We start from the raw sequence: 13,340 nt of genomic DNA on the forward strand, positions 1-13,340 counted from the left end.
GCGCGCACCGACGCGCCGCTCGCGCCGCGTGTTGCGGCCGCGCTCACCGGGATCGACCGCGCGCGCGAATAGCGCCCCTCAGCAACCCCATCCGCGTCCGCGCGTTCTGGCGCAGCGGACGACGAAGGCCGTCGCGGCCTTTTCGCGTGTTCGCCCCATCGGCCCGGACGCGTCTGCCACACACACTCGTATAATCACGAAAAAACAGGGATTCCCGCCATGCTCGGCGCACTCGTCAAGAACTTCTTCGGTTCGTCCAACGAACGTTACATCAAGTCGGTCCGCAAGGTCGTTGATCAGATCGCCGCTTTCGAGCCCGCCATCGAAGCCATGAGCGACGAGGACCTGTCGGCCCAGACCGCACGTTTTCGCGAACGCCTGGCCAATGGCGAGACGCTCGACGACTTGCTGCCCGAAGCCTTCGCCACCGTGCGCGAAGCCTCGCGCCGGGTCTTTGGGATGCGCCACTTCGACGTGCAGATGATCGGTGGCATCGTGCTCCACCGCGGCGAGATCGCCGAAATGCGCACCGGTGAAGGCAAGACGCTGGTGGCGACCACCGCGACCTACCTCAATGCGCTCGAAGGCAAGGGCGTCCACGTCATCACCGTGAACGACTACCTCGCCAGCCGCGACGCGCAGGAGATGGGCCGCCTGCACAATTTCCTGGGGCTCACCGTCGGCGTGATCGTCCCCAACCTCGACGAATTCCAGCGCCGCGAAGCCTATGCCGCCGACATCACTTACGGCACCAACAACGAGTTCGGCTTCGACTACCTGCGTGACAACATGAAGCACGAGCGCAGCCAGATGGTGCAGCGCCCGTTCAATTTCGCGATCGTCGACGAGGTCGATTCGATCCTGATCGACGAAGCGCGCACCCCGCTCATCATTTCGGGTCCCACCGACGACAAGTCCGAGCTCTACATCGCGGTCGACGCGATCGTGAAGCAGCTGGTCGAGGAGGACTACGAAAAGGACGAGAAGACCAAGAACATCACGCTGACCGAGGACGGCGTCGAGAAGGCCGAGCGCATGCTCGAGGACGCCGGGTTGCTGGTCGGCTCGAACCTCTACGATGTCGAGAACACGCAGGTCGTCCACCATCTCGACCAGGCGCTCAAGGCCGTGGTCATGTTCAAGCGCGACACCGATTACATCGTCAAGGACGGCAAGGTCGTCATCATCGACGAGTTCACCGGCCGCATGATGGACGGGCGCCGCTGGTCGAACGGCCTGCACCAAGCCGCCGAGGCCAAGGAAGGCGTCAACATCGAGCCCGAGAACCAGACGCTCGCCTCGATCACCTTCCAGAACTACTTCCGCATGTACCCCAAGCTTTCGGGCATGACCGGTACGGCGGCGACCGAAGCGGCCGAATTCTACGACATCTACAAGATGAACGTGGTGACCATCCCCACCAACAAGCCGATCCAGCGCATCGACGAGGAAGACGAGTTCTACAAGAACACGCTCGACAAGTTCGCCGCGATCGCCAAGCTGATTCGCGAGAAGCACGAGATCGGCCAGCCGGTGCTGGTGGGCACGGTCTCGATCGAGAAGTCGGAACTGCTGTCGGACTTCCTCAACAAGGAAGGCGTCAAGCACTCGGTGCTCAACGCGCGCTTCCACGAGATGGAAGCGCACATCGTGGCGCAGGCGGGCCGCCTTGGCGCGGTGACGATCGCCACCAACATGGCGGGGCGCGGCACCGACATCCAGCTGGGCGGTAACGTGGAATTCCGCGTCGACGCGGAACTCGCCGAACTGCCCGAGGGGCCCGAGCGCGACACCGCGATCGAGCGGATCAAGGCTGAAGTGCGCGCCGAAAAGGATCAGGTGCTGGCCGCGGGCGGTCTGTGCGTGATCGGCACCGAGCGCCACGAAAGCCGCCGCATCGACAACCAGCTGCGCGGCCGTTCGGGCCGCCAGGGCGATCCGGGCCTGTCCAAGTTCTACTTGTGCCTCGAGGATGACCTGCTGCGCATCTTCGGTCCCGACACGCTGTTCGCCAAGATGATGAACTCGAACCTCGCCGATGGCGAGGCGATCGGTTCGAAGTGGCTGTCCAAGGCCATCCAGACCGCGCAGCGCAAGGTCGAGGAGCGCAACTACGAGGTGCGCAAGCAGGTCGTTGAATACGACGACGTGATGAACGACCAGCGCAAGGTGATCTACGAGCAGCGCTCGGACATCATGGACGCCGAGATGCTCGACGACGTGGTGCTCGACATGCGCCACGACACCGTCAATACGCTGGTTGCCGAGGCGTGCCCGGCAGGCTCGTACCCCGAGCACTGGAACGTGGAAGGCCTCAAGGAGCGCGCGCGCGACATTCTCGGCATCGACGTGCCGGTCGAGGCGTGGATCGAGGAGGACGGGCTCGATCCCGAAGGCCTCGAGGAACGTATGGCCGAAATGGCCGACGCGCACATGGCCGCCAAGATGGCCAACGATGATCCTGAAATCTGGCGCCAGGTCGAAAAGTCGGTCCTGCTCGATCGTCTCGACTTCCACTGGAAGGATCACCTCGCCACGCTCGACGCGCTGCGCCAGGTGGTGTTCCTGCGCGCCTACGCGCAGAAGACCCCGATCAACGAATACAAGCAGGAAGCCTTCGGTCTGTTCGAGCGTATGCTCGAGGCGATCCGCGAGGATGTGACGCGCATTCTGGCGATCAGCGAACTGCGCATGCCCGAGCCGATCGAACTGCCCGAGCTGCCCGCGTTCCTGACCGGGCACATCGATCCGCTGACCGGGCTCGACGATTCGAACGACGGCGACGGTTCGGCGCTCAACCCGGCGCTGTTCGGTTCGCTGGCGGGCAGCCCGCAGGCTCCGGCCAGCCCCGGCGGCGCGGCGGGCGAGGACCCCTACGCGCACATGAACATCAGCCGCAACGCGCTGTGCCCGTGCGGTTCGGGCAACAAGTACAAGCACTGCCACGGTGCGCTGGTGTAATGTTCCTGGTCTGATGCCCCCGATGCGGTCCGCATCGGGCTGGTGAGATGCAAAAAGCCCGGTCCGATCATCGCTGATCGGGCCGGGCTTTTCGTTTGGCCCCCGCGCGCTGCAACGCGCGCGGTACAGGGCCTGGGGGTTTGGGGCCGGGAGTGGGTTCAGGCGGCAATGTCGACGAAGGTTCCCGGTGTCATGTGAAACAGGTAGCTTTCGGCGTCGTCCTGGCCGTAGGCGCTGGCGATGAGCGGCTCGGGCGGGGTGTTGGGGGCCATGGTGTAGGAGACCTGGGTTTCGCTGCTGCCATCGTCGTAGACGATCACCGTGGTCTTGATGCCGTTTGCGATGGTTTCCGAGCGCGAGACCTCGGTTTTTTCCGATTCGCCGCCCGAGCCGCCGCCACCGCCGCTCGGCGCTGCCACGGTGTTGGCTGCCTGCGTGCCGCTGCTTGCTTCTGTCTCGTCGCTGGCGGTGTCGGTGCCGTCTTCGCTGGTCAGGCCGAGCGCCTGCTTGACCTTGGCGGCCTCGCTCTCGCTCAGCTGGCCCGAGGCGACATCCTCGTCGATCCTTGCGGAAAGCGCGGCCTGGAAGGTCGCGGTGTCGAGCGTTCGGGCCGAGACGGTCGAGCCGCTCTGGGTGATTTCCTCGATATCGTCGGAGACGACCGCCAGCGTGCTGAGCGAAAGGCTGGCGCCGCGCAGCAGGCTCGTGACGTCGGTGGAGGCTCCAATGGCACTGATGCTCATGACTCACATCCCTGTCTCTCTCGAACAGGCATAGTGCACCGCAAAAACATTGCGATGTCGCTAGCGCGCGCCTCCGCATATCGGCGGAAGGGTGGCGTCCAGGGGGAGAGCAATTTTCTGGGAGTAGCCCGAGGGCGATGAAGGGAGCGGTACTTCCCTTGAGCCGCTGCTTCCTCGTCAGGCCGTTGGCAGGCTGGAAGGAAGCGGCTCCGAACAGGATTATGACGAATAGAATGTATCATATTGAAATGAATTATTAAAAGTTAAAAATATTCATCAAGAATATGGCATATTCCCCCGGAAATTCCTTCCCTCGGGGGCGGAATGGGGCGAATGCCGCTGGATGACAATACGCCGGGCAAAATTTTCAGCCATGCCATCTTTTGTCCGCGATGCGCCGTGTTTGGACCTCGGCTACTCGCGGCATCTCGTCGAACCATCGATTGTGTTGCGTCCCGGGCTCTTGGCTCCGTGGTAAGCATCATCGGAGGCATCAATGGCACATTCAATCGGTTTGGACGTGTCAAAGAAGACCAGGGCGATCTGCGTGGTCGATACCGAAGGGCGGCGGGGTTGGAGAGGAAGCTGGCCAACGGATCACGCTTCGATTTCGAAGCTCATCTCCAGCTATGGTGGTGCTGACGCGACGCTAGGCGTCGAAACTGGAGCGACGACGCCCTGGCTTGTACACGGCCTGCGTGCCAGCCAGGGCCGGGATGGAAGCCTGCTCCTCAGCGCATCGTTGCGCGCGCGAGGAGGGGGGCGGGCTTTGCATATCAGTATCGGCGATGACTGATTTAATCGCATCCACCGTATCGGAAAGCATGGTCGCTTAACCCAGGTTAAGCTTCGGAAACCTGACAAGATTTGCGTCGTTGTTTGGAGAACGGGGGAAAGCGTCCGGGTAAATGCTCGGCCCTTGATCAAGCGAGGCTCAACCTGGGGTCTGCGCCTATCGCTTTGCTGGTGAAAAGGAGTACGAGGAGGCCTATCTGCACGCCTACGCTTGTGTCAGCGAAGTGCGCAGTTCGATCGGCCGGTACCTGGGCTTCTGCAACGCCCGTAGACCTCACGCGAGCCTCGGTGGGGGTACGCCCGACGAAACCTATTCTGACAATCTGTGGCAGGCCGTGGCCGCGTGAACTGGCCGCGACTTGCGGGGTGTCACACCGGCCGGCCTACGCCCGCCCTTCATGACGCCCCGCAAGCAGCAGTTTGAACAACCAAACCGCAGACGATCAACTGATCAAACGGCAAAGGCTGTTCAGACGAACCGGGCTACCTCTGGAGGCGACCCGAGACAATTTCAACGTAGCTTGGAAAGACTTTTGCCTCTCCTTCGATAGTACCGGCATGAGGCCAGAAAAGCATTGTTCGACGCCGTTGGAAGGGCCTGCCAACCGCATCATTTTACCTTCCAATTCGTAAGCATTCGCATCGGTTTCTGCATTAAAAGTAAGTTATTTCATAAGCTTAAGTTATAATTCTGGGCTGGCAAAATTTATGTAGACAAGGTGCCTCACTTTGGTCAGCATAGGTCCTATCGATGGTTCCTCATTGGTTTCGTACCAGATAAGAAAAAATATCGTACCATTGTGGAGGCAATTTTTGCGTCTCAAGGCGCAGCCTATAGTGGGGGTTTGACAAAAGATGGCGATCGTTCGTTCCGCATTTTTGACCACGACGGCACTTTTTGTGCTTTCTACACCAGCTATTGCCCAGGATGTGGCATCGGCCGACCAGAAGAACGGCGCCGGTAACGAGACGACGTCCGCAGGTGCGGCAAAGGACGACCATGAAATTGTCGTCAGCGGTATTCGCGCGTCGCTGGAGAACGCGCTCAACGTGAAGCGCAACCTGAATGCGGTGGTCGACGTCATTTCGGCCGAAGGCATCGGCAAGTTCCCGGATCGCAACGTTGCTGAATCGCTGGCCCATATTCCGGGCGTAAGCGTGGACCACCAGTTCGGCATCGGCGAGCGGGTGTCGATCCAGGGCACCGATCCCGCGCTCAACCGCATCCTCGTCGATGGTCACGCCATCGCGTCCGCCGACTGGGGTGGCAACTCGGGCGACGTCACCGGACGCACGTTCAACTATTCGCTCCTGGCTCCCGAAGTCGTCGATCGTATCGAGGTCTACAAGTCTCCCGAACCTTGGATCGACGAGGGTTCGCTGGGAGGTACGGTGATCGTACGCACGCGCATGCCGCTTGACCTCAAGGCCAATACACTGAGCGGCTCGATCGGGTACAATTACAACGATCGTTCGAAGATCGGCAATCCGCGCGGTTCGCTGATGTACAGTTGGAAGAACGATTCGGGCACGTTCGGTATCCTCGTCGCGGGAACGTACGACAAGGACTCGCTGGCCCGCGCGGGCATCGAATACTTCGGCTATTCCACCGGCGCCGATTTTCTCACCACGGATGCCGACGGTAACTACGTTCTGAAGAATTCCGCCGCCACGATCAGCGGGGGCAGCCTCGACGACCTTGCCTCGGCCCGTTATCCGGTCGGCATCAACCACGCCTACTTCAAGCAGACGCGCGAGCGTATCGGGGGGCAGTTCGCGGTGCAGTGGGCCCCCACCACCGACTTCGAACTCGCTCTGACCGGCATGCACATTCAGGGCAAGTACAACAACTTCAGTCAATCCGAATTCATCTATCCCGGTTGGGCGACGAGTTCTCTGACCTCCGCAACCATCTCCAACGGCCTCATCTCCAGTGCCACTTTCGCCGACAGCGATTCGACGCAGGCCGAACTGGACATGAACTACCGCAAGACCAAGGTCACGAACGACAGCTACAACCTGTCCACGACCTGGCACGCCAGCGACAACTTCACGCTCTCGGCAAACGGCGGCTGGACGAAGGCGACCGGCGGCAAGAACCCCGAATATCTCATGACGCTGTATTCGACCGGCGGCTACAGCTTGGGCTACAACGGAACATCGACCAATGTTTCGTATAACACCGTCCCGACCGACACCAGCAGCTGGGGCCGCTCCAGCAGTTCGACCATCACCCTTGCTGACGGCAGCACCATCGATGGTTACCAGATCGGGGGCATCGCGAAGGCGCTGCAGAAGGACGAGGAATTCTACGGCCAGGTCGATGGCAAGTGGGACATCGCCGATTCGTTCATTACTGCCGTGCGCATGGGCGTAAAAGCCTCGTCGCACGTCAACAGCCTGATGACCTACGGGTCCAACGTCTATTACACATCCGCGACCACGCTGTCGGACTTTGATACCCATTCGACGCCGTCGGGCTTGTTTTCGGGGCTCAACGACAGCGGCAATGCCAACGTCTTTCAAACCCTCACCGCGCAAGGCGTCATCGATGCCCTCGAGAACGGTATCTACGTCGACACCGGCCTCGACGAAAGTTCCAGCTTTCGGGTTCGCGAGAAGACCGCCGATGCCTATGTCCAGGTTGATTTCGAGAGCGGCCCCATCCGTGGCAACGTGGGCTATCGCATGGCCTATACGCGGGACATTTCACACTATTACCTGACCACGGATAGCGGCTCGACCTACACCCCCACCATCGCCGACAAGGATTATCTCAAAGCTCTTCCGAGCATCAACGTAAGCTGGGACATCACCGATACGCTCAAACTGCGCGGATCGATCGCCGAGGTAATAGCCCGACCGCGCTACGGCCAGTTGGCGGGCGCTTACAGCCGCGACGACACCACTCTTACCGCGAGCACGGGCAACCCGGATCTCGACCCCTACCAGTCGACGAACTACGAACTGTCCGCCGAATGGTATTTCCGTCCAGGCGCAATGTTCTCGGTCGAATATTTCCGGCGCGAACTGTCCTCCTACATCGTCACCAAGACCGTGGAAGAGTACCTGACGGGAACCAGTTCGAGCACGGCGCAGCTCTACTCTGTCAGCAAGCCCGTCAATGCGTCGGGCGCGACGGTTAACGGCATCTCGGCCAATTTCCAGACACCGATCTGGGGTGGGTTTGGTATCCAGACGAACTACACTTACGCGAACGCCAGCGCGGGTACGGACTCCGATGGTGACGTGCTCAACCTGCCTTATCTCTCGAAGCATACCATCAACGTCATACCTTACTTCGAGAGTGGGCCGTTCCAAGCCCGCGTGAGCTGGAATTACCGTTCGCATTACTTCACCGGCATCGGACGGCTCAATTCCGTCGATTCGACCGCCGGCTATCACCAGCTTGATGCTTCGGTGTCCTATAATATCAACGACAATTTCACCCTGCATGTAAACGCGCAGAATCTTCTCGATTACACCTATTATTCCTACAGCGGAAGCAAGTCGGCTCCGACCGCCTTTTACAAAAATGGCAGGGTATTCTCCGCGACATTGCAATTCAATTTCTGATTTTGACGCTGCAGTGGCGTACTTACTCTCCCAAATGTACGCCAAATTGCGCGCCTGCCGTGTCATCCCTGGGACACGGCAGGCGCTTGTTTCGCTCATCTCCGCCGCGCATCTCGATCCCTTCGGCGTGGCTTTGTTGCGCAAATGCCCGAGGGATTCCGTTTGTGAATTCAGGTGGTTAAGGGGCGGAGCTGAGCAAACCGCGCAGGGCCTGCTACCGCACGACAAACTGGAAGTTCTATAACGCAGCGCTGGCGCAGAGAGGTTTGCTTCGGGTTTGGTTTGATCCGGGAATGCAGTGGTTGTCCGCGCCGACCGGCAAGCGGGGGCGACGGCCTATGTTCTGGGATGCCGCGATCCAGGCCTTCCAGCCCCGTTCCGGGCCGTTGCATCGGCTGATCGACAGCACGGGCATCAAGGCCGTTGGAGACGGGGAATGGTGCAGGCGCAAGCATGGTGCGTCCAAACGCCGCCAGTGGCGAAAGGTCGACCTGGGTGTGGACGACGGGTCGCTTGAAATCCACGCCATCGAAGGGACCGGGAGCCGGGTTGGCGATGCGCCCATGCTTCCCGAACGGCTGGCGCAGATACCACCCGACCAAGCGATCGCGACCGTCAGCGCCGATGGCGCTTTTGACACCAAGGCCTGTCACGAAGCCATTGCCGCCCGCAATGAAATCGTTCGCTCAAACCGGCGCTTCGGCAGGGCGATGCTCGGAAGGCCCCAGACTCAGCGGGTCGCGTGATCAATGCCATCAAAGGCCAACTGCTACCCTGTGGTCGATTTGCGCAACAAAGCCGCGCCTGATCTGTTGGCGGTCCTTTTGGGCGGTGCGGCAAATAAGTTTGCGGTAAAGCTTGGATTTCCCAGGAGTACTGGTGCCCGCGCGGTGCGAAGATTGCGGCTTGCCGCAAATGGCCCGAGTGCTGATGCTCTGCACTTTGAGCGCCCATTGGCCGCTGCCAATTGCGTAAAAATATCTGTGGGATCAAATGTGGGGTCGGTTGCGGTATGACCTCACTATCTGCCTGATATTCCTTCCATTTTTGGAAGGAAGTGGCTCCCCGAGTAGGATTCGAACCTACGACAACTCGATTAACAGTCGAGGGCTCTACCGCTGAGCTATCGGGGAGCAGCCAGTCAGTGTTTCCACCGCCGCGGCAGGAGTGCGCCTATACGCAGGGGTTTTTGGGTTGGCAACCCGCTCTGTGAAAAAAGTTCGAAAAAATTTGCGCTGGTGGCTCAGGTCCTTGTTTTTGCGGGTCTTCAGACCTGGAACTGTTCGGCGAAGATGCGTTCCTCAAGCGTGAAGCCGGGATCGAACAGCAGCGTGAGCTCGCGCTCGCGCGAGGCCGAGATGCGCACCGTGGACACGTCGCGCACTTCCTTCTGGTCGGCGACCGCGGCCACCGGGCGCTTGCCCGGCTCGCGGATGCGAAATTCGACTTCGGCGCTCTCGGGCAGGATCGCCCCCTTCCATCGGCGCGGGCGGAACGGGCTGATCGGGGTCAGCGCGAGCATGTTGCAGCCCAGCGGCAGGATCGGTCCGTTGGCCGAGAGGTTGTACGCGGTCGAGCCCACCGGGGTCGCCAGCAGGATGCCGTCGCCCGCCAGTTCGCCCATGCGCACGCGCCCGTTGATGCGAATCTCCAGCTTGGCGGTCTGGCGCGTCTCGCGCAGCAGCGAGACTTCGTTGATCGCGTAGTAGCGGAATTTTTCGCCCGACTGGGTGGTGGCGTGCATGCTGAGCGGGCGGAAGGGCACGTGGCGGGCGCGGGTGATGCGATCGGCGATTGAAACCTCGCCGTGCAGGCCGTTCATCAGGAAGCCCACGGTGCCCAGGTTGATGCCGTAGCAGGGCTTGGAAATCCCGGCATCGAGCATTTCGTGCAGGACGTGGAGCATGAACCCGTCGCCCCCTACGACGACGTAGATGTCGGCGTCCTCGGGCTCGACCCAGCCGTAGGCGCTGCGCAGTTCGTCGGCGCGGTCCTGCGCCTGCGCGCTGTCCGAGATGATGAGAGCCAGACGCAGGTCTCGCGGGGTCGTCCGGTTCGGGGTGGCGGTGTCGCTCATGGCTGCCTTCGTTTGCGCGTGCGGTGTGTACCCGAACGGGACAGCTGTCCCGGTCCGGGCATTTGGGCTGGTAAATTTTGAACCGTTTGGCAAGGGATTTGGGATAAGGAGCAGTAATGGTCGTGACGCATACTTCAGGGCAGGGACACGGGCCGGGGCCGGCTCATGCGAAAGGACTGGAAGACCGCCTGACCGGTATTGCGGGGCTCGAGAGCGTCCACGAGCGCATGGCCGAATGGCGCAGCGGCGCCGCGCAAAACCTTGCGCCAGTGCATGTCCATGCGATGCTCGTCGGGCTCAAGCGGCTCGATGCGATCAACATGGCCTATGGCGCCGCGGCGGGTGATGGCGCGCTGGAGGAAGTGGCCGCGCGCGCAAGCCACTACGCGGCGCAGGAACTCGATGCGCCCTGGGTGCTGGTGCGTGCGGGCGGCGGCCGTTTCCTGCTCGTGGCCAATGTCGCCTGCAGCCGCGAGCGCTGGCAGCTGCTGGCCGACCAGCTGGCCGACATTCTTGCGCGCCCGATTGCGGTGCCTTCAGGCCTGATCCGGCTTTCGCCGCGTTTTGCGTTGATCCGCACGCTGACCGGCGAAGCGGTCGAATCGATGCTCGAGCGGCTCGCCCACGCGCTTCAGACCGCGAGCGAGCAGCAAGGCCAGCGCATGGTCTGGGCCGATGGCGAGGCGATCCTGCCCGGCGTGCCGACCGCCAAGCTCGAGGCGGACCTGCTCGGCGCGATCGACCGCGATGAGATCGAGATCCTGTTCCAGCCGCAGTTCAGCCTGGCCGACGATCGCCTGACGGGGGCGGAGGCGCTGGCGCGCTGGGATCACCCGGAACTCGGCCGGATCGGCGCGGGCGCGCTGTTCAACCTGGCCGAGCGGGCCGATCACGTCGGGCCGCTGTCGCGCCACATCGCGCAAAAGGCGCTTGCCGCCGCGCGGGACTGGCCGGGGAACTTGCGCCTCTCGATCAACGTCACGCCCGAGGATCTGGCGTTCGACAGCTACACCCGCCAGATGCTCGATCTCGTGCGCGAGAGCGGCTTTCCGCTGCGCCGCCTGACGCTGGAGATCACCGAGCAGTCGTTGATCGGGGATGTCGCCGGGGCGGCGCAGATCATGGCGGAATTTTCGGCGCAAGGCATCCGGATCGCGCTCGACGATTTCGGGGCGGGGTTCTGCAACTTCCGCTATCTCAAGGTGCTGCCGATCCATTACATCAAGCTCGATCGCTCGATGATCGAGGGGATCACCACCGACAAGCGCGACCTGGCCGTGCTGCGCGCGATCGTGGCGATGGCGGGCGCGCTCGACCTCGAGGTGATCGCCGAGGGCATCGAGACGGCCGAACAGCGCGACGCCGCCGCGCGCGAGCACTGCCTCTACTATCAGGGTTTCCTGCGCGCCCAGCCGATGAGCACCGCGCTGTTCGACAAGCTGGCGCGCACCGAGCAGTCCCGGCTAGCCTGAGCATCGCTCTTTTGCGCATGAAAAAGGCGCGGATGGAACGATCTATCCGCGCCTTTTCGTGTGCCGTGAACGGGCTCAGTTATGCACGCCCTGGGCGTAGTAGGCCTGAAGGTCGAGCCGCATCTGGTGCAGCGCCTCGGGGTTCAGGTAGATCATGTGTCCCGCCGGGTAATACTTGAATTCGAGGTTGGGGCGCAGCTTCTCGGGCAGCATCATGTGCTTGAGGTCGCGCTCGGTCGAGTGGAACGGGGTGGCCATGTCGAAATAGCCGTTGAGCGAAAGCACGCGCATGTACGGGTTGGTGCGCATGGCGCGGCTGAGGTCGGCGGTGACGTCGACAAGGTTCTGCTGGCTCGAATAGCCGTAGCCGGGCGCGTGGTGCGACCAGTCCCAATCGAACTTGCCGCCCTCGCGCGCGGACTGGCGGTAGGTGAGGTCGGTGTCGTAACCGAAGGTCTTGTGCAGCTGGTCGAGGAAGCTGGAGATGTACAGCCCGCTGATCCCGGTGCTCGAGGGATCGTATTCGGGGCCTTCGCCGGCGGCATCGGCATCGGTGCCGACGTAGCGCGAATCGAAGCGGCCCAGCGTCTCGCGCTCGTCGCGCATCAGTTCCTTGCGGAAGCGGCTGAGATCGACGCGCAGGTTCGCTTCCTTGATGTAGTCGACCGAAAGGCCGGTAAAGCGGCTCATCTCGCGCGCGACGGCGTCTTCCTCGGCGGGGCTCAGGTCTTGTCCCTTGGCGAGCGCGGTGGCGTAGGCACCGTTGGCGAACTGGCGCGCCTGCTCGACGAAATCGGCCAGTGAGGCGGGGCGGTTGGCGATCTTGTTGTGGTACCAGGCGGTGGCCGCGTAGCTCGGCAGATAGCCGATGTAGATCGCATCGAAGCCCGACTGGCGGATGCCGTAGTTCATGATCGAGGAGAGCAGGACGACGCCGTTAAGCGCCATGCCGCGTTCTTCCATTTCCTCGGCCAGCGCGCCCGAACGGGTGGTGCCGTAGCTTTCGCCGAAAATGTACTTGGGATCGCCCCAGCGCCCGTTCTTGGTGATGTAGCGCTGGATCGCGTCGGCAAAGGCGCCCACGTCCTGGTCGACGCCGTAGAAGCTCTCCGGCTTGGTGTCGCCCAGCGCGCGCGAATAGCCCGAGCCCGGCGCATCGAGGAAGACCATGTCGGTCGAACCGATCAGGCTGTCGGGGTTGGGGCCGACCTTGTAGGGGGCGGGCGCGACCGCGACCGGATCGGTGGTCGTCACCTTGGTGGGGGCGAAGCTGCCCATGCGCAGCCACAGGCTCGCCGAACCGGGGCCGCCGTTGTAGAAGAAGGTGACTGGGCGGTTCTTACCGGGCGCGGTGTAGGCGGTGTAGAAGATGCTCGCGGTGGGCTTGCCCTGCGGGTCACGGATGGTCAGCGTGCCCGCGGTCGCGGTGTAGGCGATGGCGCGTCCGTCCACGGTGACCGAACCGCTCGCGGTCTTCGCCACTTCCTGCACGGGCGCGCTGGCCCAGCCCTTGGCGACCGCTTCGGCGGTATCCTTGGCGTGCTGCTGCTGGGCGTCGGGCGCGCCATCCTTCTGCGCCAGCGCGGGCTGCGCGAGCGCGAGGATCGACACGGCGGCGAGCGTCGCGAAAGTCTTCATGGTAGTCCTTGTACGATGGAATTTTCCCTGTCCACTCAGTGTGAGCGGTCACAGGTTCCAATGCAAGGATATATTATA

Annotated in this window: 6 protein-coding genes, 1 tRNA gene and 1 pseudogene; 4 read left to right on the plus strand and 4 right to left on the minus strand. The window is 62.2% G+C overall.

Going from position 1 to position 13,340, the window contains the following annotated elements; all coding sequences use genetic code 11:
* The first annotated feature begins 219 nt into the window (after positions 1–219).
* Positions 220–2,961 (plus strand): preprotein translocase subunit SecA, encoded by a 2,742-nt coding sequence (gene secA, locus MTR62_RS07140; RefSeq protein ID WP_244018433.1) that lies wholly within the window; start codon positions 220–222, stop codon positions 2,959–2,961.
* Between the two features lie 158 nt (positions 2,962–3,119).
* Here the strand turns inward: secA and MTR62_RS07145 are convergent, their stop codons facing one another.
* Positions 3,120–3,704, minus strand: coding sequence for a hypothetical protein (locus tag MTR62_RS07145; RefSeq protein ID WP_244018435.1), 585 nt, complete (start codon positions 3,702–3,704; stop codon positions 3,120–3,122).
* Positions 3,705–5,354: 1,650 nt separating this feature from the next.
* Between MTR62_RS07145 and MTR62_RS07155 the strand changes: the two genes are divergently transcribed.
* Both MTR62_RS07155 and MTR62_RS07160 read left to right on the plus strand, forming a co-directional pair.
* A complete protein-coding gene (locus MTR62_RS07155) occupies positions 5,355–8,075 on the plus strand; it encodes a TonB-dependent receptor (protein WP_244018437.1) in 2,721 nt (906 codons plus the stop codon).
* Positions 8,076–8,266: 191 nt separating this feature from the next.
* Positions 8,267–8,788 (plus strand): annotated as a pseudogene (locus tag MTR62_RS07160) (transposase); the annotation flags it as partial.
* A gap of 345 nt (positions 8,789–9,133) precedes the next feature.
* Here the strand turns inward: MTR62_RS07160 and MTR62_RS07165 are convergent.
* Positions 9,134–9,208, minus strand: a tRNA-Asn gene (locus tag MTR62_RS07165).
* A gap of 134 nt (positions 9,209–9,342) precedes the next feature.
* Positions 9,343–10,152 (minus strand): NAD kinase, encoded by an 810-nt coding sequence (locus tag MTR62_RS07170; RefSeq protein ID WP_244018439.1) that lies wholly within the window; start codon positions 10,150–10,152, stop codon positions 9,343–9,345.
* A 122-nt stretch (positions 10,153–10,274) separates the two neighbouring features.
* On the opposite strand from MTR62_RS07170, the gene MTR62_RS07175 reads away from it, so the two are divergent.
* On the plus strand, positions 10,275–11,624 hold the full coding sequence (locus MTR62_RS07175) for an EAL domain-containing protein (RefSeq protein WP_244018441.1): 1,350 nt from the start codon (positions 10,275–10,277) through the stop codon (positions 11,622–11,624).
* Between the two features lie 75 nt (positions 11,625–11,699).
* Here MTR62_RS07175 and MTR62_RS07180 read toward each other — a convergent pair whose 3' ends face one another.
* Complete coding sequence (locus tag MTR62_RS07180) at positions 11,700–13,262, minus strand: S10 family peptidase (protein ID WP_244018443.1); 1,563 nt, start codon at positions 13,260–13,262, stop codon at positions 11,700–11,702.
* Positions 13,263–13,340: the final 78 nt, after the last annotated feature.

The sequence above is a fragment of the Novosphingobium organovorum genome (assembly GCF_022832435.1).
GTDB lineage: Bacteria > Pseudomonadota > Alphaproteobacteria > Sphingomonadales > Sphingomonadaceae > Novosphingobium > Novosphingobium organovorum.